25 protein-coding genes and 1 tRNA gene are annotated in these 24,040 nt (G+C 72.0%); 16 read left to right on the plus strand and 10 right to left on the minus strand.

The window, feature by feature from the left end; genetic code table 11:
* Positions 1 to 27: 27 nt before the first annotated feature.
* Positions 28 to 1,365: a M20/M25/M40 family metallo-hydrolase gene (locus ACH4D3_RS23520; protein ID WP_398325016.1), complete on the minus strand. Its 1,338-nt coding sequence runs from the start codon at positions 1,363 to 1,365 to the stop codon at positions 28 to 30.
* Between the two features lie 149 nt (positions 1,366 to 1,514).
* Between ACH4D3_RS23520 and ACH4D3_RS23525 the strand changes: the two genes are divergently transcribed.
* Positions 1,515 to 1,602 (plus strand) — tRNA-Leu (locus ACH4D3_RS23525).
* 67 nt (positions 1,603 to 1,669) lie between these two features.
* Positions 1,670 to 2,044, plus strand: coding sequence for a YchJ family protein (locus tag ACH4D3_RS23530; RefSeq protein ID WP_398325019.1), 375 nt, complete (start codon positions 1,670 to 1,672; stop codon positions 2,042 to 2,044).
* Between the two features lie 63 nt (positions 2,045 to 2,107).
* On the opposite strand, the gene ACH4D3_RS23535 is transcribed toward ACH4D3_RS23530, so the two are convergent.
* Positions 2,108 to 2,809: a FadR/GntR family transcriptional regulator gene (locus ACH4D3_RS23535; RefSeq protein WP_398325021.1), complete on the minus strand. Its 702-nt coding sequence runs from the start codon at positions 2,807 to 2,809 to the stop codon at positions 2,108 to 2,110.
* 137 nt (positions 2,810 to 2,946) lie between these two features.
* On the opposite strand from ACH4D3_RS23535, the gene ACH4D3_RS23540 reads away from it, so the two are divergent.
* The 4 genes from ACH4D3_RS23540 (at position 2,947) to ACH4D3_RS23555 (ending at position 6,846) form a co-directional block, all read left to right on the plus strand.
* Positions 2,947 to 3,474: a gluconokinase gene (locus ACH4D3_RS23540; protein WP_398325023.1), complete on the plus strand. Its 528-nt coding sequence runs from the start codon at positions 2,947 to 2,949 to the stop codon at positions 3,472 to 3,474.
* Positions 3,475 to 3,565: 91 nt separating this feature from the next.
* Positions 3,566 to 4,963, plus strand: a complete 1,398-nt coding sequence (locus tag ACH4D3_RS23545) for a GntP family permease (RefSeq protein ID WP_398325025.1) — start codon at positions 3,566 to 3,568, stop codon at positions 4,961 to 4,963.
* A 48-nt stretch (positions 4,964 to 5,011) separates the two neighbouring features.
* Positions 5,012 to 5,773 carry an SDR family oxidoreductase gene (locus ACH4D3_RS23550; protein ID WP_356868253.1) on the plus strand — a complete coding sequence of 254 codons (762 nt, stop codon included), beginning with the start codon at positions 5,012 to 5,014 and terminating at the stop codon, positions 5,771 to 5,773.
* The gene (locus ACH4D3_RS23555; RefSeq protein WP_398325027.1) at positions 5,770 to 6,846 is read left to right on the plus strand and encodes an L-idonate 5-dehydrogenase; all 1,077 of its coding nucleotides are present in this window, start codon (positions 5,770 to 5,772) and stop codon (positions 6,844 to 6,846) included. Before ACH4D3_RS23550 ends, ACH4D3_RS23555 begins: the two co-directional genes overlap by 4 nt.
* A gap of 28 nt (positions 6,847 to 6,874) precedes the next feature.
* Here ACH4D3_RS23555 and ACH4D3_RS23560 read toward each other — a convergent pair whose 3' ends face one another.
* On the minus strand, positions 6,875 to 8,413 hold the full coding sequence (locus ACH4D3_RS23560; RefSeq protein WP_398325030.1) for an APC family permease: 1,539 nt from the start codon (positions 8,411 to 8,413) through the stop codon (positions 6,875 to 6,877).
* Between the two features lie 65 nt (positions 8,414 to 8,478).
* Positions 8,479 to 9,429, minus strand: a complete 951-nt coding sequence (locus ACH4D3_RS23565) for a hypothetical protein (RefSeq protein WP_398325033.1) — start codon at positions 9,427 to 9,429, stop codon at positions 8,479 to 8,481.
* A 307-nt stretch (positions 9,430 to 9,736) separates the two neighbouring features.
* Between ACH4D3_RS23565 and ACH4D3_RS23570 the strand changes: the two genes are divergently transcribed.
* The 6 genes from ACH4D3_RS23570 (at position 9,737) to ACH4D3_RS23595 (ending at position 14,344) form a co-directional block, all read left to right on the plus strand.
* Positions 9,737 to 10,630, plus strand: a complete 894-nt coding sequence (locus ACH4D3_RS23570; RefSeq protein ID WP_398325340.1) for a DMT family transporter — start codon at positions 9,737 to 9,739, stop codon at positions 10,628 to 10,630.
* A 31-nt stretch (positions 10,631 to 10,661) separates the two neighbouring features.
* Complete coding sequence (locus ACH4D3_RS23575) at positions 10,662 to 11,177, plus strand: NUDIX hydrolase (protein ID WP_398325036.1); 516 nt, start codon at positions 10,662 to 10,664, stop codon at positions 11,175 to 11,177.
* 73 nt (positions 11,178 to 11,250) lie between these two features.
* Entirely contained in the window at positions 11,251 to 11,643 is a 393-nt protein-coding gene (locus tag ACH4D3_RS23580) for a YidH family protein (protein ID WP_109033625.1), read from the plus strand.
* The gene (locus tag ACH4D3_RS23585; protein ID WP_398325343.1) at positions 11,640 to 11,975 is read left to right on the plus strand and encodes a DUF202 domain-containing protein; all 336 of its coding nucleotides are present in this window, start codon (positions 11,640 to 11,642) and stop codon (positions 11,973 to 11,975) included. Before ACH4D3_RS23580 ends, ACH4D3_RS23585 begins: the two co-directional genes overlap by 4 nt.
* A 122-nt stretch (positions 11,976 to 12,097) precedes the next feature.
* Complete coding sequence (locus tag ACH4D3_RS23590) at positions 12,098 to 13,123, plus strand: phosphotransferase family protein (protein WP_398325039.1); 1,026 nt, start codon at positions 12,098 to 12,100, stop codon at positions 13,121 to 13,123.
* Positions 13,124 to 13,129: 6 nt separating this feature from the next.
* Positions 13,130 to 14,344 (plus strand): acyl-CoA dehydrogenase, encoded by a 1,215-nt coding sequence (locus tag ACH4D3_RS23595; RefSeq protein WP_398325042.1) that lies wholly within the window; start codon positions 13,130 to 13,132, stop codon positions 14,342 to 14,344.
* 33 nt (positions 14,345 to 14,377) lie between these two features.
* Here ACH4D3_RS23595 and ACH4D3_RS23600 read toward each other — a convergent pair whose 3' ends face one another.
* Both ACH4D3_RS23600 and ACH4D3_RS23605 read right to left on the minus strand, forming a co-directional pair.
* A complete protein-coding gene (locus tag ACH4D3_RS23600; RefSeq protein ID WP_102930292.1) occupies positions 14,378 to 14,971 on the minus strand; it encodes a TetR/AcrR family transcriptional regulator in 594 nt (197 codons plus the stop codon).
* A 158-nt stretch (positions 14,972 to 15,129) separates the two neighbouring features.
* Positions 15,130 to 15,900 carry an SDR family oxidoreductase gene (locus ACH4D3_RS23605; RefSeq protein WP_398325050.1) on the minus strand — a complete coding sequence of 257 codons (771 nt, stop codon included), beginning with the start codon at positions 15,898 to 15,900 and terminating at the stop codon, positions 15,130 to 15,132.
* 175 nt (positions 15,901 to 16,075) lie between these two features.
* On the opposite strand from ACH4D3_RS23605, the gene ACH4D3_RS23610 reads away from it, so the two are divergent.
* Positions 16,076 to 17,341 (plus strand): exo-beta-N-acetylmuramidase NamZ domain-containing protein, encoded by a 1,266-nt coding sequence (locus ACH4D3_RS23610; protein ID WP_398325053.1) that lies wholly within the window; start codon positions 16,076 to 16,078, stop codon positions 17,339 to 17,341.
* A gap of 16 nt (positions 17,342 to 17,357) precedes the next feature.
* Here ACH4D3_RS23610 and ACH4D3_RS23615 read toward each other — a convergent pair whose 3' ends face one another.
* Positions 17,358 to 20,168: a penicillin acylase family protein gene (locus tag ACH4D3_RS23615; protein WP_398325056.1), complete on the minus strand. Its 2,811-nt coding sequence runs from the start codon at positions 20,166 to 20,168 to the stop codon at positions 17,358 to 17,360.
* Between the two features lie 222 nt (positions 20,169 to 20,390).
* Between ACH4D3_RS23615 and ACH4D3_RS23620 the strand changes: the two genes are divergently transcribed.
* Both ACH4D3_RS23620 and ACH4D3_RS23625 read left to right on the plus strand, forming a co-directional pair.
* On the plus strand, positions 20,391 to 20,993 hold the full coding sequence (locus ACH4D3_RS23620; protein WP_398325059.1) for a hypothetical protein: 603 nt from the start codon (positions 20,391 to 20,393) through the stop codon (positions 20,991 to 20,993).
* A 97-nt stretch (positions 20,994 to 21,090) separates the two neighbouring features.
* Positions 21,091 to 21,828, plus strand: a complete 738-nt coding sequence (locus tag ACH4D3_RS23625) for a 3-keto-5-aminohexanoate cleavage protein (RefSeq protein WP_398325062.1) — start codon at positions 21,091 to 21,093, stop codon at positions 21,826 to 21,828.
* Between the two features lie 25 nt (positions 21,829 to 21,853).
* Here the strand turns inward: ACH4D3_RS23625 and soxR are convergent, their stop codons facing one another.
* Entirely contained in the window at positions 21,854 to 22,381 is a 528-nt protein-coding gene (soxR, locus tag ACH4D3_RS23630; protein ID WP_398325065.1) for a redox-sensitive transcriptional activator SoxR, read from the minus strand.
* Positions 22,382 to 22,495: 114 nt separating this feature from the next.
* On the opposite strand from soxR, the gene ACH4D3_RS23635 reads away from it, so the two are divergent.
* On the plus strand, positions 22,496 to 22,957 hold the full coding sequence (locus tag ACH4D3_RS23635) for a MaoC family dehydratase (RefSeq protein ID WP_398325068.1): 462 nt from the start codon (positions 22,496 to 22,498) through the stop codon (positions 22,955 to 22,957).
* On the opposite strand, the gene ACH4D3_RS23640 is transcribed toward ACH4D3_RS23635, so the two are convergent.
* Both ACH4D3_RS23640 and ACH4D3_RS23645 read right to left on the minus strand, forming a co-directional pair.
* Entirely contained in the window at positions 22,948 to 23,595 is a 648-nt protein-coding gene (locus ACH4D3_RS23640; RefSeq protein WP_398325071.1) for a TetR/AcrR family transcriptional regulator, read from the minus strand. The genes ACH4D3_RS23635 and ACH4D3_RS23640 overlap by 10 nt on opposite strands.
* A gap of 60 nt (positions 23,596 to 23,655) precedes the next feature.
* A complete protein-coding gene (locus ACH4D3_RS23645) occupies positions 23,656 to 23,970 on the minus strand; it encodes a YiaA/YiaB family inner membrane protein (protein WP_398325074.1) in 315 nt (104 codons plus the stop codon).
* Between the last annotated feature and the right edge of the window lie 70 nt (positions 23,971 to 24,040).

The following is a 24,040-nucleotide window of genomic DNA, read 5'->3' on the forward strand; positions in this document are numbered from 1 at the left end:
GGTCACTTCCCGCACGCACGGACGAATTCAGGACGCGTCGATGAACCGGTCGAGCACCCGCACACCGAACTGGAGTCCCTCGACCGGCACCCGCTCGTCCACACCGTGGAACATGCCCGCGAAGTCCAGCTCCGGCGGCAGCTTGAGCGGCGCGAAGCCGAAGCCCCGGATGCCGAGTTCGTCGAAGGACTTGGCGTCCGTGCCGCCGGAGAGCATGTAGGGGATCGCCTTCGCGGCCGGGTCCTCGGCCACCAGGGCTGACTGCATCGCGTCGACCAGCGCTCCGTCGAAGGTCGTCTCGACGGCCTTGTTGGCGTGCACGTCCTCGCGCCGCACGAGCGGTCCGAGGATCCGGTCGACGTCGGCGAGGAACTCCTCCTCGTACCCGGGCAGGTAGCGCCCGTCGATGTGCGCGGTGGCCTCGCCGGGGATGACGTTGACCTTGTAACCCGCGCCCAGCTGGGTCGGGTTGGCGGTGTTGCTCAGGGTGGCGCCGATGAGCTTGGCGATGCCGCCGAGCTTGGCGAGCGTGCCCTCCATGTTCTCCGGGTCGAGATCGGTGCCGAGCGCGTCGCCGAGTTCGTCGAGGAAGGCCCGGGTGGTCTTGGTGACGCGGACCGGGAACTGGTGCCGGCCCAGACGCGCGACGGCCTCGGACAGCTCGGTGATGGCGTTGTCGCGGTGGATCATCGAACCGTGCCCTGCCGTACCGGCCACGGTCAGCTTCATCCAGTGGATGCCCTTCTCGGCCGTCTGGATCAGATACAGGCGGCGCTGCTCGTTCACGGTGAAGGAGAAGCCGCCCACCTCGCTGATCGCCTCGGTGACGCCCTCGAACAGGTCGGGGTGGTTGTCCACGAGGTGCCGGGCGCCGTAGGTGCCGCCGGCCTCCTCGTCGGCGAGGAACGCCAGCACGATGTCCCGCGGGGGCTTGCGCCCGCTGCGCAGCCGGTCGCGGACGACCGCGAGGGTCATCGCGTCCATGTCCTTCATGTCGACGGCACCGCGCCCCCACACGCACCCGTCGGCCACCTCCCCGGAGAAGGGGTGGTGGGTCCAGTCGTCCGCGTTGGCCGGGACGACGTCGGTGTGGCCGTGGATGAGCAGCGCGGGCCGGGACGGGTCCTCGCCCTCGATCCGGGCCACCGTGGAGGCGCGGCCGGGGTGGGACTCGAAGATCTTCGGTTCCAGCCCCACCTCGGCGAGCTTCTCCGCGACGTACTCGGCGGCCTTGCGCTCGCCCGGCCCCGAGTGGTCGCCGTAGTTGCTGGTGTCGATCCGGATCAGCTCGCGGCAGAGGTCGACGACCTCGTCCTCGCCGGTGACGGTCCTGGCCGTGCCCGTGCCCGTACCCGAGTCGCTCACGTGGTTCCTCCCGCTGTCACTGCTGGTGGGTCCCCCTCATCCTCCTCCCCGAGCCGTCCGGACCCAAGAAGGGGGTGATCGGCCACCCCGGAAAGCCTGGTAATGTTTACGTCGTCGCCGCGGGGAGAAACCCGCACGACAGACACCTTGTCCGGGTGGCGGAATGGCAGACGCGCTAGCTTGAGGTGCTAGTGCCCTTTATCGGGCGTGGGGGTTCAAGTCCCCCCTCGGACACCAGCTGAAACCCCTGCTGAGCAGGGGTTTTCTGCTTTTCTCGCACCGTTTCTCCTCTACAGTGGTCGCCATGCCCACCCCTCCCTGCCCCTGCGGGCGGTCCGAGCCGTACGAGAAGTGCTGCGGCCGTTTCCACGCCGGGACCGCCGCCGCCCCGACCGCCGAGGCCCTGATGCGCTCGCGCTACAGCGCTTTCGTGCGCCTGGACGCGGGCTATCTGCGGCGCACCTGGCACCCGCGTACGCGGCCCGCGCGGCTGGACCTCGATCCGGGCATGCGGTGGACCGGGCTGGAGATCCTGGACACCGCCGACGGCTCCGCCTTCCACACCACCGGCACCGTGACGTTCCGGGCGTCCTACCGCGGCGGCTCGCTGCACGAGCGGAGCCGCTTCGAGCGGGTGGACGGGGCGTGGGTGTACGTGGACGGCGAGTTCCTCGACTGACACCCCCGGCGCGCCACGGCTCTCTACGGCTCTCTACGGCTCTCTACGGCTCTCTACGGCTCTCTACGGCGCCAGGATGTCCAGCTCCTGGAGGGCCCCCTCGGTGATCTCCCGGGTGAGCCGTTCCGCGCGCTCGGCGTCGCGGGCGCGGACCGCCTCGGCGACCTGGACGTGCAGGGTGACGGCGGCCGGGTCGGGGTCCTCGAACATCACGTCGTGATGGGTGCGCCCGGCCAGGACCTCGGCGACGACGCCGCCGAGCCGGGCGAACATCTCGTTGCCGGAGGCGGTGAGGACGACGCGGTGGAAGGCCACGTCGTGGAAGAGGTACTCCTCGAGCCGGTGACCGCGCGAGTTGGCGACCATGCCGAGCGCGCACTCGGTCAGCTCGGCGCACTGCTCCGCCGTGGCGTGCCGTGCGGCGAGGCCGGCCGCGACCGGTTCGACGGCCGACCTCAGCACGGTCAGGGAGCGCAGCTGCCGGGGGCGTTCGGAGCCGGCCAGGCGCCAGCGGATGACCTGCGGGTCGTAGACGTTCCACTCGCACTCGGGCAGGACGGTGACGCCGACGCGGCGGCGCGACTCGACGAGGTGCATGGACTCCAGCACCCGGACCGCTTCCCGCATCACGGAGCGCGAGACCTCGAAGCTCTGCGCGAGTTCGTCCGTGCGCAGCACGCTGCCCGCAGGGTATTCGCCCGCGGTGATCGCGGGGCCGAGGGTGTCCAGTACGCGGCCGTGCAGCCCCCGGCCCGGTGTGCTCATGCACTCAGCGTACGGGGCGCGTCACCGGAATAAAAAGTCAGACTTATATGTCACAGACTCTTGAAGTCGTCGTACCTAATGGGTTTCAGTTACGTCGACATCAGGTGTCGACGAAGACAGCAGACAGCGAGAGTGCGATGCAGCAACTGCACATCCCCCACGTGGTCGTGGTCATGGGCGTAGCGGGCACCGGGAAGACCACCATCGGTCCCCTGCTCGCGGCCCGGCTCGGCGTTCCCTACGCCGAGGGCGACGACTTCCACCCTCCGGCCAACATCGCCAAGATGACGGCCGGCACCCCGCTCACCGACGAGGACCGCTGGCCCTGGCTGGACGCCATCGGCGGCTGGGCGCACGGGCGTGCCGGGCTCGGTGGGGTGGTGAGCAGTTCCGCGCTGAAGCGGTCGTACCGCGACCGGCTGCGGGCCGCCGCTCCCGGTGTCGTCTTCGTGCATCTCACGGGCAGCCGTGAGCTGATCGAGGACCGGATGTCGCACCGGCAGGGCCACTTCATGCCGACGGCCCTGCTCGACTCCCAGTTCGCCACGCTCCAGCCACTGCAGCCGGACGAGGCGGGCGTCGCGGTGGACGTCGCCGGTACCCCCGAGGAGATCACCGAACGGGCGATCGACGCCCTGAAGGATCTTCCCGAGCCGGTGCAGTAGCCCGCCGCACCCACCTCCCCCGGGATCGTGCCGCTCGCCGCGCGCACGGCCCCGAACTCCCCCGAATCCCCATCACCGCAAGGGAACCACCGTGACCAGACTCAGCGTCGAGATGCTGGCAGCGGACCCCGTCGAGCCGATCACCTCGGCGGGCCACGCCCAGCTCGGCATCGCCGTGCTCCTGGGCATCGCCGTCATCGTCCTGCTCATCACCAAGTTCAAGCTGCATGCCTTCCTGTCGCTGACCATCGGGTCGCTGGCGCTCGGCGCCTTCGCCGGTGCGCCGCTGGACAAGGTCATCACCAGCTTCACCGCCGGGCTCGGCTCCACCGTCGCGGGCGTCGGCGTACTGATCGCCCTCGGCGCGATCCTCGGCAAGATGCTCGCCGACTCCGGCGGCGCCGACCAGATCGTGGACACCATCCTCGCCAAGGCCACGCCTCGTTCGATGCCGTGGATGATGGTGCTGATCGCCTCCGTCATCGGGCTGCCGCTGTTCTTCGAGGTCGGCATCGTCCTGCTGATCCCGGTCGTCCTGATGGTCGCCAAGCGCGGCAACTACTCGCTGATGCGGATCGGCATCCCGGCGCTGGCCGGTCTGTCCGTGATGCACGGCCTGGTCCCGCCGCACCCCGGTCCGCTGGTCGCCATCGACGCGGTGGACGCCAACCTCGGTGTGACCCTGGCGCTGGGCGTGCTGATCGCGATCCCCACCGTGATCATCGCCGGTCCGGTGTTCTCGAAGTACGCCGCCCGCTGGGTGGACGTCCCGGCCCCCGACCGCATGATCCCGCAGCGCGCCTCCGAGCAGCTGGACAAGCGCCCCGGCTTCGGGGCCACCCTGGCCACGATCCTGCTGCCGGTCGTGCTGATGCTGCTCAAGGCCCTGGTCGACATCATCATCGACGACCCCGAGAACGGGGTGCAGCGCACCTTCGACGTCATCGGCAACCCGCTGATCGCCCTGCTGGTGTCCGTGATCGTCGGCATCTTCACGCTGCTGCGGCCCGCCGGGTTCGGCAAGGACCGCCTCTCGGGCCTGGTCGAGAAGGGGCTGGCGCCCATCGCCGGCATCCTCCTGATCGTCGGCGCGGGCGGCGGCTTCAAGCAGACGCTGATCGACTCCGGCGTGGGCCAGATGATCCTGGAGATCTCCAAGGACTGGTCGATCCCGGCACTGCTGCTGGCCTGGCTGATCGCCGTGGTGATCCGGCTGGCGACCGGTTCGGCGACGGTGGCGACCGTCTCGGCGGCCGGTCTGGTCGCGCCGCTGGCGGCCGACATGTCGACCACGCACTCCGCGCTGCTGGTGCTGGCCATCGGCGCCGGTTCGCTCTTCTTCAGTCACGTCAACGACGCCGGCTTCTGGCTGGTGAAGGAGTACTTCGGGCTGAACGTGGGCCAGACCGTCAAGACCTGGTCCGTCATGGAGACGATCATCTCGGTGGTCGCCGGTGCCCTGGTCCTGCTGTTGTCCCTGGTCATATAGCCGCACCACGCACCAGCCGACAGGAACAGCAGGAACAGGAGTACGACGATGACGGCCCACCCCCTCTTCGACATCGGCGGGCGCACCGCCCTGGTGACCGGCTCCAGCCGCGGCATCGGGCTGGCGCTGGCCCGGGGCCTCGCGGAGGCCGGCTGCCGGGTGATCCTCAACGGACGCGACGGCGACCGCCTGGCGAAGGCCGCCGCCGGACTGCCCGGCGAGGTCCACACGGCGGTGTTCGACGTGACCGACGGTCCGTCCGTGACCGCCGGGATCGCCGAGGTGGAGGAGCGGGTGGGCCCGCTCGACATCCTGGTCAACAACGCCGGGATGCAGCTGCGGGCGCCCCTCCTGGAGTTCGCGGACGCGGACTGGCACCGCATCCTGGACACCAATCTCACCAGCGCCTTCCTGGTGGGCCGGGAGGCCGCGCGCCGGATGACGGAACGCGGCCACGGCAAGATCGTGAACATCTGCTCGCTGCAGAGCGAGGTGGTCCGCCCGGGCATCGCGCCCTACGCGGCCACCAAGGGCGCGCTGAAGATGCTCACCAAGGGCATGTGCGCCGACTGGGGCCCCTACGGCGTCCAGGTCAACGGTCTCGGCCCCGGTTACATCGAGACCGAGCTGACCCGGCCGCTGGTCGAGGACGAGAAGTTCAGCACCTGGGTGCGCGGCCGCACTCCGGCGGGCCGCTGGGGCCGTACCGAGGACCTGGTGGGCGGGCTGCTGTTCCTCGCCTCGCCGGCCGCGGACTTCGTCGGCGGACAGATCCTGTACGTCGACGGCGGAATGACGAGCGTGCTGTGAGCGCCGGGGAGAGGGCTGCGGAGGAATTCGTGCCGGGCTGTGTGATCCACGGTGCGGGCGACCTGCGGGTCGAGGACGTGCCCGCCCCCCGCCCGGGCCCGGGCGAGGCGCTGGTCGCCGTCCGCTACGGCGGGGTGTGCGGCTCCGACCTGCACTACTGGCGGCACGGCGGGGTCGGCGACTTCCATCTGCGGGAGCCGATGCTGCTCGGCCACGAGGTGGTCGGGACGGTCGTGGCATACGGCTCCCCGGACACGCCGGGTCCGGCGGCCGGGACGTCCGTCGCCGTGCACCCGGCGACCCCGTGCGGGGTGTGCCCGGAGTGCGTGGACGGGCGGCGCAATGTCTGCCGGGACACCCGCTACCTGGGCAGCGCGGCCCGCTTCCCGCACGTCCAGGGCGGCTTCGCGGCGCGGATCGTGGTCCCCGCCGGACAGCTGCGCCCGCTCCCGGCCGGGCTCGACGCGCGCCGCGCCGCCCTCGCCGAGCCGCTGTCCGTCGCGCTGCACGCCGTACGCCGGGCCGGTGATCCGGCCGGCCGGCACGTGCTGGTCACCGGCGCCGGGCCGATCGGCTGCCTGGTGGTCGCGGCGGCGAAGGCGGCGGGCGCGGCCCACGTGACCGTGACGGACCTGCTGCCCGCGGCCCTGGAGTACGCGCGGGCCGCCGGCGCCGACACCCTCGTCCGGGCCGACGACCCGGACGACCCCGGTTGGCCGGTGGAAGTGGACACCGCCGTCGAGGCCTCCGGGGTGGCCGCGGGCCTCGACACCTGCCTGCGGCTGGTGCGGCGCGGCGGTGTGGTCGTCCAGCTCGGCATGCTGCCCCCGGGGCAGAGTCCCTTCGCCGGGAACCTGCTGGTGAGCCGGGAGGTCGAGCTGCGCGGGGCGTTCCGCTTCGACGGCGAGTTCGACGACGCGCTGCGCCTGCTCGCGGCCGAGCCCGCCTTCGACGCGCTGGTCAGCGCGGTGGTGCCGGTGCGGGACGCGGCGTCGGCGTTCGAGCTGGCCGCGGACCGGAGCCGGTCCTGCAAGGTGCTGCTGGACTTCGGCGCGGCCGCGGCCGCCGTCTGAGTCGGAACGCGCCCCGCACGCGTCCGCGTCAGGAGGACGCGGCCTTGTCCAGCTGGAACGCCTCGTTGCCCTGACCGATGCGGGCGTGCCGTTCGGGCGCCCGGGAGCGCAGGACGAGGCCCTGCACCACGCCGGCGACGGCGGCCAGGCCGATGATGCCGGGCAGCACCCAGCTCAGGGCGGAGCCGGGTCCCGCGCCGACGAGGACGTCGAAGTCCTTGACCGTGTACCCGGCGATCACCAGCAGGGCGATGCCCGCCAGGGTGGAGGTGACCAGGCGTACGCCCTGGGCCCCGGCGGCGCCGCGCCGGACGAAGAAGGCCACGACGGAGAACGAGGCGGCGGCCATCAGCACGATCACGCCCAGGGCCCCGATGTTGCCGCCCCAGGTGAACAGGTGCAGTACGGGCTCGGTCGGGTCGCCGTTCGGCTTGTCGTCGGCGATCGCGAAGCCGATGACGACGACCGCGGACACGGCGGTCTGCAGCAGCGAGCCGGTGCCGGGCGCGCCGCTGGTACCGCTGGTCCGCCCGAAGGCGGCGGGCAGCAGCCCCTCGCGCCCCATGGCGAACGCGTACCGGGCGACGACGTTGTGGAAACTCAGCAGCGCGGCGAACATCCCGGTGACGAACAGGACGTGCAGCACGTCGGTGAAGGTGTCGCCGAGCCGTGACTCGGTCAGGAAGAACAGCAGTCCGGCGCTCTGCTCCTGCGCGGTGCCGACGATCTTGTCGGGGCCGGTGGCCACGGTCAGGGCCCAGCTGCTGAGCGCGAAGAAGACGGCCACCCCGCCGACCGCCAGGAACATGACACGCGGAACGAGCACGTGGGGCCGGCTGGTCTCCTCGGCGTACACGGGCGCCTGCTCGAAGCCGAGGAAGGCGGCGATGCAGAAGCAGAGCGCGGTGCCGACCCCGGCGCCGCTGAGGGTGTCCGGGTTGAAGGCGTGCAGCGACAGCCCCTGGGCCCCCGGGTCGGTGACGGCGGCGATGTCGAACACCACCACCAGCACGACCTCGATGAGCAGCAGCACGCCCAGGACGCGCGCGTTGACGTCGATCTTCAGCCAGCCCAGCGCGCCGACGGCGAGCACCGCCAGCAGGGCCGGGATCCACCAGGCCACGTCCAGGTCCGCGTAGGTGGCCAGCAGGCCGGAAACCTCGAAGCCGAAGATGCCGTAGATGCCGACCTGGAGGGCGTTGTACGCGACCAGCGCCACCAGGGCCGCACCCGCGCCCGCGGTGCCGCCGAGTCCGCGGGAGATGTAGGCGTAGAAGGCACCCGCGTTGTGGACGTGCCGGCTCATCTCGGCGTACCCGATGCTGAACAGGATCAGCACCACGCCCAGCACCACGAAGAGCAGTGGCTGCCCGACGATGCCCATGACCGCGAAGGTGGTGGGCATGACGCCCGCGACCACCATCAGCGGGGCGGTGGCGGCGAGCACGGACAGGAGCAGCCCTCCCGTGCCCAGCCGGTCGGCGCGCAGCGCGCGCTCCTCGCCCTTGAAGGTGCTGATGGCGCCACCGCTCGCGGATCTGCTCGTGCTCGAACTGCCCGTGGTCATCGCAGGACGTCCTTCTCTCGTGTGGCCTTCGTGTGGGGTGGTGTGCGTCGGGTCTTCGGGGCCGGTCAGGCCGTGCCGAGCGCGCCCGCGCGGGCGGCCCGGAAGGCGGAGAGCGGGTCGCGGTCCGGGTACGACCACGGGGCCGGCGTGGCGTGCTCGCCGATGCGGTGGAACAGGGCGGCCGCCTCGGCGCCGCGGCCCTCGCAGGACTTGGCGTGGGCGAGGAAGTTGAGATCGATCAGCCGGCGCGGGTGGCCGTCCTGCTCCCACTCCAGCCACCAGTCGAAGGCCGCCTTCATCACCAGCCGGGCGCGCCGGCCGACCCAGTGCCCCGAGGCCCGCGGGTCCGGGGACTCGTGGCCCGCGGCGGCCAGCACGCGGTAGCGCTCGGCGTGCGCGACGACCGGGAGGATGGCCAGCGGGGAGTCGGCGGGCGCCTGCTCGGCGGCCCAGTTGGCGAAGTCGTACACCTCGTGCAACGGGTCGGGGCCGCCGTCGCGGTCGCGTTCGGCGAGCCGGGCCACCATCAGGTGGTGGGCGTGGTGGTGGTCGGCGTACCGTCCGCGCACCTCGTCGAAGACCCGGATGACGTCCTCGTCGGCGCCCAGGGAGCGTTCCAGCACGAGGAGCCCGAGCCAGGGCGTGGGGTCGTCCGGCACGAGGGCGGCAGCGGCCCGGCAGGCCTCGCGGACCCGGTCCGGCTTCTCCTTCCCCCGCAGGGCCCGGTGCACCAGGGCGTGGGCGAGCAGGACCGACGCGTCGCCGGAGTCGGGCTCGGCGAGCAGCCACTCGCGGGCCCAGGGGGCGCAGTGGGACTCCTTGGCGAGTACGGCCACCCGGTGGCCCCGGCGGTCCCAGTCGTCACCCGTGTGGACCAGCAGGGAGCGGACGGACTGCCACCGCCCCTGGGCCAACGCCGCGCGGGCGGCGACGAGTTCGGCGTCGTCGAGGGCCTCGTCGAAGGCCTGGGCCGCGCGTTTGCGGCCGCGGCCGAGGGGAGGCGGGGGTGGGGACACCGCGGGAAACTTCCTCACGCGACGCGGTAGGTCGTCGTAGCCGGACTGTCATGACCGGATTGCCATGAACTGATCACGCACAGCAAACCGGCAGCCAATGCTTGACGTCAAGAGGAATCAGCCTGTTACACGCGTAAACTCGCGTGACAACAGAGGAACTTGCCCCTTCGCCACCCCATTGCCGCGACCCCGGACACCCGCCGCCGCCCCGCCCCCGAATGCGCCACTCGTCCGGCAACCACCGCCCGCCCGCACTAGAGTCGTCCCCGACGCCCCCGTGACCCGACTGACGATCGAGGTACGCAGCGTGTCGGTTCTCGTCCTGGTCCTCGCCCTGTGCGCCGCATGCTGTCTGGGTTTCGGATTCGTCCTCCAGCAGAACGCGGCCCAGCGCGCCCCGCTGGGCGACTTCCTCTCGCCGCGCCTGCTGCTCGACCTCGTACGGGTGCCGCGCTGGCTGGCCGGCATGGGCCTGATGGTGGCCGGTCTGGTCCTCGGTGCGATCGCGCTGGGCGGCGGCGAACTGACCCTCGTCGAACCCCTCCTGGCGACGAACCTCCTCTTCGCCCTCGCCCTCTCCCGCATCCAGACCCGGCAACCGCTGGGCCGCCAGGGCTGGAGCGGTCTGGCGCTGCTCGCGGGCGGGGTGAGCGCGTTCATCCTGGCGGGCGAGCCGCGCGGGGGCAGTGCGGTGACCGACCCGTTGCGGCACTGGCTGATCGTCGGCGTCATGCTGGGCCTGGCCCTCCTGCTCACCCTGTGCGCCGCCCGCCTGCGGCTGACCTGGGGCCCGACCCTCCTGGCACTGGCCGCCGGCCTGGTGTACGGGGTGCAGGACGCGCTGACCCGGGTCAGCGGCCGGCGCTTCTCGGCGGGCGGCCTCGCCGAAGTGCTGACGGGCTGGCAGCCGTACGCCGTGGCGGTGCTCGGGATCACCGGCCTGGTCCTGGTCCAGAGCGCCTTCGAGACGGCGCCCCTGCGCAGGTCGCTGCCCGCGCTGACGGCGGCGCAGCCGCTCGCGGGCATCGCCTGCGGGGTGGGCTTCCTCGGCGACCGGCTGCACACCGACGCCGGGGCACTCGCCTGGCAGGCGGGCGGCCTCGCGGCGGTCGTGGCGGGCATCGTCCTGCTGGGCCTGCACCCGGCGATGCCGCAGGGCACGGGCGAGAGCGGGCGCGAACGGGCGCTGGAGCGGAGCTGAGGCGTGCGGCGCCTGCTGCTTGGATGGGCGCATGAGCTCTGCTGACGAGATCCTCGACATCGTCGACGAGAACGACCGCGTCGTCGGCCAGGCCCGGCGGGGCGACGCGTACGCGCAGGGGCTGCGGCACCGGTGCGTGTTCGTGTGGGCCCGGGACCCCGAGGGGCGGGTCTTCGTCCACCGCCGCACGGCGACGAAGCTGGTGTTTCCCGCGCTGTACGACATGTTCGTCGGCGGGGTGGTCGGCGCGGGCGAGTCCTACGACGACGCGGCGCTGCGGGAGGCGGAGGAGGAACTGGGGGTGAGCGGACTGCCGCGCCCGGAGTTCCTGTTCAGGTTCCTGTACGACGACGGGGCCGGGCGGACGTGGTGGTCGGCGGTGTACGAGGTGCGGGTGGCGGGGGCGGTGTCTCCGCAGGAGGAGGAGGTGGCGTGGCACGGGTTCCTGCCGGAGGCGGAGTTGGAGGGACGGCTCGGGGAGTGGGAGTTCGTGCCGGACGGACTGTCGGCGTATGCGCGGCTGCGGGCTTGGCGGGGGTTCGCGTGACCCGGCGTAGCGGGGTGCCGCTGCGCGCAGGCCGCCGCAGGCTCTCGCGGTGGGTGCCGGATAGGGTCCCCGAGTGATCGGATTCGTGCGGAGCGTTCGGCTGTGGTTCGTGCCCGCGGAGGTGCGGCGGGAGGGAACCACCCCCGACTACCGGTTCTCGCTGGCCAACGAGCGGACGTTCCTGGCCTGGCTGCGTACCGCCCTCGCCCTGATCGGCGGCGGGTTCGCGGTCGATCAGTTCCTGCCCGACCTGCGCTGGGGCTGGCGGGTCGGCCTCGCGCTCGCACTGCTCGCCGCGGGCGTGCTGTGCTCGCTGCGCGCGGTGAACCACTGGGCGCGCTGCGAACGCGCCATGCGCCGGGGCGAGGACCTCCCCGTCTCCCGTTTCCCGGCGCTGCTCAGCCTGGTCGTCGCCGTGGTCGCCGTCGTCATGGTCGTCGTCGTCCTCGTCGGCTGGGAGGTCTGAGCGTGAGCGGAGCCGACCCGGCACCCCCCGACCGCGACCCCGGCCTCCAGCCCGAGCGCACCCGGCTCGCCTGGCGCCGCACCACCCTGTCCGGCACGGTCGTCGCCGTGCTCGCCGCGAAGACCGCGCTGCACGGCGGGCCGACGGCCCTCTCGGTGCTCGCCGTCTCCCTGTGCTGCGTCCTCTGGCTGGCCTTCCTCCTGCTCGCCCACGGCCGCATCCGCACCCTCGCCTCGGCCACCAGACCCCCGTCCCTCCCCCCGCCGCACGCCGCCGCGGCGGCCCTGTGCACACTCGCCCTCGCCGTCTGCGGGGCGTTCCTCGTCCTCTGAAGGCACGAGGTCCGCACCGCATCCCCCCGTAACACCGATCACGTTCCACCCACCCACTGGACGGCATACCGACCGGTCGGCATCATGTGTCGGGTACCGTTCACCTGTCCCAGGGAGAGCCGATGAGCCCCGACCACCCGCCCGGACTCGATCTCGACCGCTTGCGCGTCCTGCTCGACCGCGAGCGGCCCGGCCTGGTGACCGGCCCGCTGTCCGGCCGGCTGATCGAGGGCGGACGGTCGAACCTCACCTACGCCGTCACCGACGGCACCGCCCGCTGGGTCGTGCGCCGCCCCCCGCTCGGCCACGTCCTGGCCACCGCGCACGACATGCGGCGCGAGCACCGCGTCATCAGCGCCCTGCACCCGACCGACGTGCCCGTGCCGCGCCCGGTACTCCTGTGCGAGGACGAGGAGGTGCTGGGAGCGCCGTTCTACGTGATGGAGTTCGTGGACGGTACCCCGTACCGCACCGCCGAACAGCTCGCCCCCCTCGGCCCCGAGCGCACCCGCGCCGCCGTACTGAACCTCGTCGACACACTGGTCGGGCTGCACGCCGTGGACCCCGCCGAGGTGGGCCTCGCGGACTTCGGCCGCCCCGACGGCTTCCTGGACCGCCAGCTCCGCCGCTGGGCCAAGCAGCTCGACGCCTCCCGCAACCGCGACCTGGCCGGCATCGACGAGCTGCACGCCACCCTCGGCCGGGAACTGCCCCGCTCCCCCGCCCCGACCGTCGTCCACGGCGACTACCGCCTGGACAACGTCCTGATCGGCGGCGAGGCCGACGAGATCCGGGCGATCCTCGACTGGGAGATGTCCACCCTCGGCGACCCGCTGACCGACCTCGGCCTGCTGGTGATGTACAGCAGCCCGCTCGGCATGCCCGACTCCCCCGTCTCCACCACCGCCCAGGCCCCCGGCCACCCCGCCCCCGCCGAGCTGATCGAGCGGTACGCCGCCCGCTCGGGACGCGACGTCTCCACGGTCGCCTGGTACACGGCGTTCGCGTGGTTCAAGCTCGCCGTGATCCTGGAGGGCATCCACTACCGCTACACGCTGGGCCAGACGGTCGGCCGCGGCTTCGACCGCATCGGCGACCTCGTCCCCGTCTTCATCGAGCACGGCCTGACCACCCTCCAGAAGGGCTGACCCGCCATGGACTTCGCGTACGACGCACACACCGAGGAACTCCGCGCCCGGCTGCTCGCCTTCATGGACGAGTACGTCTACCCGGCCGAACAGACCGCCCACGAGCAGCGCGCCCGACTGGCCTCCCCCTGGGACACCCCGCAGGTCGTGGAGGACCTCAAGGCCGAGGCCCGCCGCCAGGGCCTGTGGAACCTGTTCCTGCCCGACGCCGAGCACGGCGCGGGCCTCACCAACCTCCAGTACGCCCCGCTCGCCGAGATCACCGGCCGCAGCCCGCAGCTGGCGCCGACGGCGACGAACTGCGCGGCGCCGGACACCGGGAACATGGAGGTGCTGGCCCAGTTCGGCGACGAGGGGCAGCGGAAGCAGTGGCTGGAGCCCCTGCTCGCCGGGGAGATCCGGTCCGCGTTCGCGATGACCGAACCGGAAGTGGCCTCCTCCGACGCCACGAACATCACCACGCACATCGAACGCGACGGCGACGAGTACGTCGTCACGGGCCGCAAGTGGTACATCTCCGGGGCGATGAACCCGGACTGCAAGATCTTCATCGTGATGGGCAAGACGGACCCGGACGGCGAGGACGTCCGCCGCCAGCAGTCGATGGTGCTGGTCCCGCGCGACACGCCCGGGGTGACGGTCGACCGGGCCATGCAGGTGTTCGGCTACGAGGACCACTACCACGGCGGCCACGCGGAGGTCACCTTCGACCACGCGCGCGTGCCGGTGTCGAACCTGATCGGCGAGGAGGGCGGCGGCTTCGCCATCGCCCAGGCCCGGCTCGGTCCCGGCCGGATCCACCACTGCATGCGGCTGATCGGCATGGCCGAGCGCGCGATCGAGCTGATGTGCCGCCGCGCGGTGTCCCGCGACGCCTTCGGCAAGGCGCTGGCCCGGCAGGGCGTGATCCACAACTGGATCGCGGACGCCCGGGTCACCGTCGAGCAGCTGCGGCTGCTGGTGCTGAAGACGGCCTGGCTGATGGACACGGTCGGCAACCGGGGCGCGCACACCGAGATCCAGGCCATCAAGATCGCCACGCCCCGCGCGGTGGTCGACATCATCGACCGGGCGATCCAGCTGCACGGCGCGGGCGGCGTGAGCCAGGACTTCCCGCTGGCCGAGCTGTACGCGGGCGCGCGGACGCTGATGATCGCCGACGGCCCCGACGAGGTGCACCAGCGCTCGCTGGCCCGCAGGGAACTCAAGAAGTACCTGTGAGGCGGCGCCTCGAAGTACCCGTGAGGCGGCGCCTCAGGGCCGCAGAGCCCGCAGCAGCAGGTCGGCGAGATGGTCGGCGACCTCCTGCGGACTGAGCGGGCCGTCGGGCCGGTACCAGGTGGACAGGTGGTGGATGGACCCGAAGTGGTAGTCCACCACCAGGTCGGCCGGGGTCTCCTTGGTGAAGACGCCGGTCCGCTGCCCCTCCTCGATCAGTGCGCGGAAGCGCTCGTGGTAGCGCCGGCGCTCCGCGCGCACCTGCTTGTTCTTCTCCGGGCTGAGCTGGTGCATGGAGCGGAAGAAGATCGACGCGTCGTCGAGGTTCTCGATGGTCGTGACGACGACGTCGGCCGCCGCGTCCCGCACCCGCTTCTCGACCGGCTCGTCGGCGTCCGCGAAGGCGTCCAGGCGTTCCTGCTGGAGGCGCAGCACGCGCGCGTACACCTCGTGCAGGAGGTCGTCCTTGGAGCCGAAGTAGTGGTAGAGCGCTCCCTTGGTGACGCCCGCCGCCTCGACGATCTCCTGTACCGAGGTGCGGTCGTAGCCCTGCTCGGCGAAGAGCCGGGTGGCGGCGGCCAGGAGCCGCTGCGGCACCGGAGTGCCGTCCCCGTCCGTGGTCCTGGGCACTGCCGTCACCTGCCTTTCCGTCGCACTGTCCGTCCAGTGCGTTCAGTGTCCGTCCTGATGCCTGTGGGAACGCGGTTCCCGACGGAGGATCTTCCCACTTGTCCTCCCCGGCGTGTCGGGCAGGGCGGCCGGGACCGCGGCGGGCACCCGGGAGGGGGTCACCGGGCGGTCGTCTCCTCCCACTGCCGCTGGAGCCGGTTCATGCCGTGCAGCCAGCGGTCGGGTTCGGTGGCCCGCGCCTGGTAGTACTGCGCCACCTCGGGGTGCGGCAGGATCAGGAAGCGGTCCTCCTCGATGCCCTTGAACAGGGCGTCCGCGACGTCCTGCGGCTCGATCGCGGTGGGCCGGAGCACCAGTTCACCCGCGCTGCCGCTCGCGGTGAGCATGTCGGTGCGCACCCCTTGCGGACATATGGCGTGCACCTTGATCCCGCGGTGGCGGTAGGTCAGGGACAGCCACTCGGCGAAGGCATAGGCGCCGTGCTTGGTGACGCTGTAGGGGGCGGCGCCGATCATGGTGAGCAGTCCGGCGGCCGACACGGTGGAGACGAAGCGGCCGCTGCCGCGCTCCAGCCAGTCGGGGAGCAGCTCGTGGGCCGCCCGCACGTGGGCCATGACGTTGACGTCCCAGGCGAGCGCCCAGACGGCCTCCCCCGCGGCCTGTGAACCGCCGGAGCCGACGCCCGCGTTGGCGCAGTACACGTCGACCCTGCCGCCCAGCGCGTCGCGGGCCTCGGCGACGATCGCGGAGGCGTCGCCGGGGACGGCGATGCCGCCGATCTCGTCGGCGACGGCCTTCGCCCGGCCGGCGTCCAGGTCGTTGACGACGACCCGGGCCCCCTCGGCGGCGAATCGGCGGGCCAGCGCGGCTCCGATGCCGCCTCCCGCCCCGGTGACGACGACTCCGGCGTCCTGCACGGCTTCCACCATCGGTCTCCTTCGACACGCGACACGCGACACAGCTCGTTCCCCGCCGCAGCGCCAGACTAACCAGTCGGTATGTCGTACGGAAGAGGCGAACCGCGGTCTACTCCATTCCCCGCGCCCGGGGGTGCGGGTTAGCGTGCGTGCGCATGACACCCGCCGCGATCACGGAGGTCACCGCATGACGCTGTCCAGACGGAACCTGCTCGCCACGACGGCCGCGGTGGCGGCCGGCACCGCCGCCGCCACGGCGGCGGGCACGGCCCACGCGGCACCCGCGGGCCACAAAGGCGGCGGCCGCCGGCTGCGCACCGGCTTCGAGCGCCTCGCCGACGACGGCTACGCCCGGCTCGACGGGCAGAAGGTCGGCGTCGTCACCAACCCGACCGGCATCACCCGGGACGTACGCCACATCGTCGACGTCATGCACGCCGACGACCGGGTGGACCTGACCGCCGTCTTCGGCCCCGAGCACGGCTTCCGCGGTACGGCGCAGGCGGGCGGCTCCGAGGGCCGTTACGACGACCCCGCCACCGGGCTGCCGGTCTACGACACGTACCTGAAGAGCGGGCAGCCGCTCGCGGACGTGTTCACGGCGTCCGGCGTGGACACCGTCGTCTTCGACATCCAGGACGTGGGCGCACGCTTCTACACGTACATCTGGACGCTGTTCGACTGCATGGAGGCGGCCTCGCTCGCCGGGAAGCGGTTCGTGGTCCTGGACCGGCCGAACCCGGTGACCGGGCGGGCGGCCCTCGGACCCATCCTGCACAAGGAGTTCGCGACCTTCGTCGGGCGGCAGCCGATCGCGCAGGCGCACGGCATGACGGTCGCCGAGCTGGCGCTGCTCTTCAACGGCGAGTTCCTCCCGTCGCCGGTGCCGCTGGAGACGGTGACGATGACGGGCTGGAAGCGATCGGAGTTCTACGACGCCTCCGGGCTGCCCTGGGTGCCGCCGAGCCCGAACATGCCCACGCCGGAGTGCGCGCTGGTGTACTCGGGGACCTGTCTGTTCGAGGGCACGAACCTCTCCGAGGGCCGCGGCACGACCCGCCCGTTCGAACTGCTCGGCGCGGAGGGCGTCGACGGGAGCTGGGCCGCCGCCGCGAACGACGTCGGGCTGCCGGGTGTGCGGTTCAGGGAGGCGTACTTCGCGCCCACCTTCTCCAAGTTCGCGGGCAAGACCGTCGGCGGGGTGCAGCTCCACGTGCACGACCGGGCCGCGTTCGACCCGGTGCGCACCGGAATCGCCCTCCTGGTGACGGCGAAGCGCACCTGGGACGGCTTCGCCTGGCGGTCGGACAACTGGATCGACAAGCTCACCGGGTCCACGCGGGTGCGCACGATGATCGACGCGGGCGCGGACACCGACGAGGTGGTGCACGGCTGGGAGGCGGAACTGGCGGCGTTCCGCAGGACACGCCGCCAGTACCTCCTCTACAGGTGAGCCGCGGGCCGGCCGGTCACCGGTGTGAGGTGAACTCCACGACCTGCTGGTAGGTCGGCCGGTTCTGCCAGCCGATGCCGCCGTGCTTGATGCCTCCGAGCGTGCGGTGGATCACCGAGTCGGCGCACCACTGGTCCCCCGCCGAGCAGCTGTCGTCGCCGGGATAGACCTGGGCGGCCGTGCGGCCCGCCGCCTCCTTCAGGGTGGAGACCAGGGAGCCCCGGCAGGCGGCGAGGTCGCCGTCGCCGCAGTACGTGTGCGCGAGCGGGCCCTTGACGGACTCGCCGAGCACGGTCCGGATGTCCTTGTCGACATAGCTCCACCAGCCGTACTGGAAGGCGCTGCCGGCGTGCGCGCCGGTCGGGCCGTGGGCGGCGGACGGGGACTCGTCGACGGGCAGGTTGCGGGTGAAGGCGGTGTACAGCTCGGCGCCCAGGCCGGGTTCGAACTCGGCCTTCACCAGCAGCGGCCACCAGGCGTCCAGGGTGCGGATCGCGTCGGCGTGCGCGTACTCCTTCGAGCCCGCCGAGGTCTCCGTACGCAGGCCGCCGCCCTCCGACAGCCACGCCTTCAGCCCGTCCACCGCCGACTTCACCGCCGGGTCGGTCACCGGCGCGGACTCGACCACCTTCAGCAGGCCGGGCACGACGTCCTCGGCCCGCAGGTCGGCGAGGGCCGCCTCGGCCATGGCCTTGACCAGCGCGGTGCGGGTGACGCCGCCGTCGGCGACCAGCTTCTTCACCCGGTCGTCGAGGAGGTTGCCGCGGTGGACCGAGCCGTTGCCCCAGGAGGCGGCCGGGTAGTCCTTGGCCTGCTTGTTGTTCCAGGAGATGTAGTAGTCCTGGTCGACCGACTGCGGGTGGGCGGACGCGCCGGTGTACCGGGCGGTGTTGTCGGCCGGGTCCCAGCCCTGCCACTCGTGGGCGGACCGGGCCCAGACCGGGAACTCGGCGTCGACACCGCCCGCGCGCACCGGGTTGTCGCCGCTGTTGTAGTACGCGGTGTGCTCGGAGTCGGCGTAGAACCAGTTGAAGGTGTAGTTGATGTGCTGGACCGCGCCCTGGAAGCGCTCGGGGCTGTTGAGGTAGTCCGGGTCGTTCAGCATCTGGAAGCCGATGATGGAGTCGGCCTCGTGCAGGTAGGAGGAGCGCAGGGTGGTGTAGGCGACCTTCTTGCCGCCGACCGTGGCCCGGGACTCGACGGGGCCGTATTTGGTGCGCCAGACGCGCATCGTGTAGGACCCGGCCGCCGTGGAGTCGGCGACGGTGGGCTTCCAGGCGTTGTGCCGCTCGACCTTCTCCATGGGCGTGCAGGTGCCGCGGTAGAGGTAGTGGTAGTCGTCCTGGCACAGCTCGACCGCGTAGGTGTCGATGATGTCCTGGCCGGAAGTGGTCGCGCTCCAGGCGTAGTCCTGGCCCCGGCCGAGTTCGACGTACATGCTCAGGCCCGCGAAGGAGGCGCCGCGGGCGCTGATGCCGGGGCCCTGGATCTCCTGGAGCATGAGCAGTTGCGGCGCGAAGTAGCCGGTCTGGGGTCCGAAGACGGCGACCGGGTGGCCGCTCGCGGTGTGCTCGCCGCTGACGACGAGGGCGTTGGACATGCCGCGCCGCGCCGAGGTCACGGCGGTGTCCGCCGCCTTGGCCGATGCCCCGGTCGCACCCGCGGCACCGGCGCTGCCCGTACGGTCGTACACCAGCGGTTCCGGCTCGACCGACCCGGCGTCGGGGAGCGCGCGGCCCTGCGGGTCGTCCGGGGTGGGCAGGTACGGGAAGCTGCCGTCCTGCTGGGTGAGGACGGCCTCGGGGTCGTTGCGCTGGCGGAAGGACTCCCAGACCTTCGTGCCCTCGGCGACGCCGTACTTCTCCTGGGCGGCGAGCAGGGAGAGCGCGTTGTTGACCTCGCCGCCGCCTCCGGCGCCGAAGAGGGAGCCGATGACGGAGGCCAGCGCGATCAGGTCGGTGCGCTTGAAGTGCTCGATGGTGCCGGCGTTGGTGATGGCGTCCTTGTGGCCGGTCAGGACGTACTCGCCGGGGAAGTAGCGGCCCTTGTCGGAGGCGTCGATGTAGGCGTTGACGCCGGCGACGTAGGCGTCCACGTCGGCCAGGGCCAGCTCGCCGCGTTCCCCGGCCTTGGCGGCGGCGCTCTCGATCTGCGCCTCCAGGTCGGCCTCGGTGTAGGGGGCGCTGCGCCAGAACTGCTGCTCCAGGCCCTGGTTGGCGGGGGCGCCGCCCGCGAAGGGGGTCAACTGGCCGCGTCCGACGTGCCGGAAGAGGTCCATGAGCCACAGCCGGTCCTGGGCCGCGGCGTATCCGGCGCCGAACTCGGTGCCGTAGCGGGTGGTGCCGGTGATGTGCGGCACGCCGGTCTTCTTGTCGCGGACGATGGTCACGTCGTCGCGTCCCGCGGGGCGGACGGTGGAGGCGGCCTGGCCGTCCGGGACGCCGAAGGAGGCGTCGTTGAAGAAGGTGTTGATCTTGTCGTTGGTGAGGCCGGAGTAGCCGGTGGCGAGGTTCGCGTAGGGGCCGAGCTGGTCCTCGGCGTGCGCGGGCTGGGTGCCGAAGGCCTGGTTGAGGAGGATCTGGGCGAGGGTGGCGTTGCCGTTCTGGCCGGGCGGCAGGATGTCGGAACACTGGCCGCCGCAGTGGTCGTTGGGGGCCGCTTCGGCGGCTGTGACCTCGGCGGTCTCGTTCCCGGCGGCCATCGCCGGGGAAAGCGGTGACAAAAGTCCGGCAACGAGGGCGCATACGGATGCGGTCTTCAGGAACCCGTGGAAGCCGCGGGGAGTTCTCAGTCTGTCGAGGGCGTTGCGTGGGGTGCGCCGTGGCATGGCAGCTCCTCCCGACGGGGGTGTGGCGGGACGTTACCGCCGGTATCCCCGAGTGGGAAGGTGAACATGCGTCACTTTTTTGGAGCGGGTGGATCGGCTTATGGGGGGCATCGGAAATCGGATGGAGCCGAATCGGTTGTCGATACGTCTATTCGGCGACGTCCGTACGACGACGCCGAAGTGAGCCGAGTACAGGTGCAGGTGTGACGGAGGTGCAGGGCGATGGCCGGTTTCCGAAGTCTGGCGAGACAGGTCCGCGATCCACGGTGCGACCTGGCGTTGCGGCGCTATTCGCTGCGCAAGTGCCTTGAGCGTTTCGCCCCTTATGGGCACAGGGCGACCTGGGATCATCTCTGCTCCCGGGCCGGGTTCGGTCCCGAGGACCGCTCCCCCGACCCAGCGCGGCTCGTGGCCGCACTGGAGGAGCTGGAGGAGGCGCGTTCGGTGTGGCTGGCCTACGAGGTCGCCTTCGCCGAGCGGCGCAGGAAGGAGAAGCACGACGGGCTGCGCAGGCCGGGCAGCGTGGACGACTGGCACCGGCTGACCTGGGGCGGGTTCGGAGTGGCCTGGTGCGACGACCCCCGGGTCCATCCCGACGGGCCGCTGGCCGAGGTGCTGCGCCGGCTGATCTCCGCGCTGGAGCGTGAGCCGGGCTCGGGGTGCCCGGTGTGCGACGGGGAGCGCCTCGTCTGGAAGTACGACCTTGACCACGAGCCCTCGACGGGCCCCGTCTGCTCGGACTGCGGCATCCTGGTGCCGCGGCCCGTCCTCACTCCCGACGCGCGCGCGGACGCCCGGCGGGGACGGCTGCTGATGTCGGCGTAGCCGACCGCGGGAGTGCGCCGGGGACGCCGCACTCCCGGTGTCCGGTACGGCACCGGGTCCGGCGGGCGTTGTCGGTGGCGCCCGGCACCATGGGGGAATGGTGCAGCTGTGTGCGAACGGGGCGCGGGGGAGCGCCGACGGCGTGGTGGTGCCGTTGTCGCCGGAGTCGGTCGCCGACTCGGTGGCCGAAGCGGTCGCCGCCGGAGCCACCGACGTCCATGTCCACCCGAAGACACCGTGCGGGCGGGACACGCTGTCCCCGCGCGTGCTCGCGGCGACGCTGGAGGCGATCAGGGCGCGGGTCCCGGCGTCGGTGCCGGTCGGCGTCACGACGGGTGCCTGGGCCGAGCCCGGCCCGGCGGCCCGGGTGGCGCGGATCCGGAGCTGGACGGTGCTGCCCGACCACGCCTCGGTCAACTGGCACGAGCCGGGCGCCGAGGAGGTCGCCGCCGCGCTGCTCGAACGCGGGGTCGCGGTGGAGGCGGGCGTCTGGTCCGGCACGGACGGGGCGGCCCTGTTCCTGCGCTCACCCCTGGGGCCGAAGGTGCTGCGGGTGCTGGCGGAGGTCACCGACCCCGACCCGGCGACCGCCCGGGACTCCGCGCACGCCCTGCTGGCCCGCCTCGGCGCGGCCCACGGCCGCCCCGTGCTGCTGCACGGCGAGGAGGGCGGCGCCTGGCCGGTGCTGCGCCTGGCCGGCCGGCTGGGCCTGGCGACCCGGATCGGGCTGGAGGACACCCTGCGCCTGCCGGACGGCGCCCGGGCCGCCGCCAACGCCGAGCTGGTGACCGCGGGGACGAGGGAGTGGGCCGCGGCGCGCCGGGGTGACGGCTGACGACCGGGTCCGGGGCACCGCGCGGTCAGTCACCGCAGCACGGCACTTCCGGTTCCCGGGCACGGCTCGGCCTCGCGGCACCCTTGGCGGTGGAACCGCGGCGCTCCACGAGCAGGCGGGAGCCCGCACTGCGTTCGCCGAAGGCGTCGTCGGGGTTGGACAGGACACAGGTCTCCAGGGACAGGCAGCCGCAGCCGATGCAGTCGGTGAGGTGGTCGCGCAGCCGGTTGAGCTGTTTGATGCGCTCGTCCAGTTCGGAGCGCCAGGACTGGGAGAGCCGGGCCCAGTCGTCCTCGGTGGGCGTGCGCCCCTCCGGCAGCTCGGCGAGTGCCTCGCGGATCGTGGCCAGCGGGATGCCGACCCGCTGCGAGGCGCGGACGAAGGCGACCCGGCGCAGTGTGTCACGACTGAAGCGGCGTTGATTGCCCGAGGTCCGGCGGCTGTGGATGAGGCCCTTGGACTCGTAGAAGTGCAGGGCGGAAACCGCGGCGCCGCTGCGTGCGGCGAGCTGGCCGACCGTGAGTTCTTGGATCTTCTCTGGAATCTGGGGCACCCCTCGAACCCTACCGACCTGGCCACTCGTCCGGCGGGCTCGTTGACACGGGCCGCGGGGACCACCATGCTAAGCAGTCGCTTAGTCAAACAGTGCGACTTGGGAGGCCGGGACATGGCAGAGCCGAGGATCTTCGCGTCCGCCGACGAGGTGAAGGCGGCGGTGGGCGAGCAGCTGGGGCACACCGACTGGGTGGAGGTCGACCAGAAGCGCATCGACCTGTTCGCCGAGGCGACCGGGGACCACCAGTGGATCCACGTGGACCCGGAGAAGGCGGCGGCCGGGCCGTTCGGCACCACGATCGCGCACGGCTATCTGACCCTGTCGCTGCTCCCGCTCTTCGGACCGCAGCTGATCCAGGTCGACGGCGTGAAGATGGGCGTCAACTACGGCACCAACAAGGTCCGCTTCCCCGCCCCCGTCCCGGTCGGCTCGCGCCTGCGCGCCACGGCGACGATCACGGGGGTCGAGGACGTCAAGGGCGGTATCCAGGTGAGCGTGGCCTTCACCGTGGAGCGCGAGGGCGGCGACAAGCCGGTGTGCGTCGCCGAGTCGGTCTCGCGCTACTACCTCTGAGCCGTCGCCCCGGACGGTTCGGCGCCCACCATCCGCAGTACGAGGTCGGCGTAGAGCGCGCCGACCTCGTCGGGCGTGCGGGGGCCGTTCACGTTGAACCAGCGGGCCACGTCGATGCAGAGGGAGAGTACGGCCAGCGTCGTGCCCTTGACGTCCGGCACGTCGAACTCGCCCGTCGCCACGCCGTCGTCGATGATGCCGCGCACCGCGGCGTCGCACTGCCGGCGGAGCGTGAGGATCTCCTCCCGGGCCTCGGGACCGAGGGCGTCCAGCTCGTACTGCACGACCCGCGCGGTCGTACGCCGCCCGGCGTGCCAGCGGACGAAGGAGCTCACCGCGTCGGCGAGCCGTTCGGCCGCACCGCCCTCGCCCTGCGCCGCGGAGCGCAGGATCGCCACCGCCCGGGTGTGACCGATGCGGCTGATGCGGTGAAGCAGCTCTTCCTTGGTCTTGTAGTGGATGTAGAGCGCGGCCGGGCTCATGCCGGCCCGTCCGGCGATGTCGCGGGTCGTGGTCGCGTGGTACCCGCGTTCGGCGAACGCCTCCACGGCGGCGACCAGGAGCCGCCGGGCCGCGTCGGGCGTGACCTCTTCCCACGGCTCGATGTCGCCGCCCGTCGTCTCGGCCGCCGTACTCATCGCTTGTTCGCCCCTCTCGGTGACAGGAGCACCACCATACCGCCGAAGGTGAGCAACCGCTTAGGGGCGCTGGCCCGCCGGGGCGCCGCCCGGCTTCTGGAACGGGTCGTGCTCGACGAGGATCTTGTCCAGGCGCGCCTGGTCGACCCGGCTGACTATCTGGCCGACCTCCTGGCGGTCCCGGATGATCTTGGCCAGCGTGAAGGCCGAGGTGACGAGGTACAGGACGGCGATCGCGAGGAAGGCGCGCACCCAGGCGTCGGCCTGGAGCTGGTAGATGCCGATGGCGGTGGCGGCCATGGCCACCGCGAACGAGGCGACGGCCTGCCCGTAGAAGGCCGCCGTGTTCTGCTGCTTGACCGGTGTGTCGCTCATGGGGACAAGAGTCGGCGGAGGTGGCCCGCGCCACATCCGCCGTCGTACTCAGTCCGCGTACTCAGAGTCC

This window comes from Streptomyces sp. NPDC018026 (assembly GCF_044327745.1).
In the GTDB taxonomy this organism is placed as follows: Bacteria; Actinomycetota; Actinomycetes; order Streptomycetales; family Streptomycetaceae; genus Streptomyces; species Streptomyces rubrogriseus.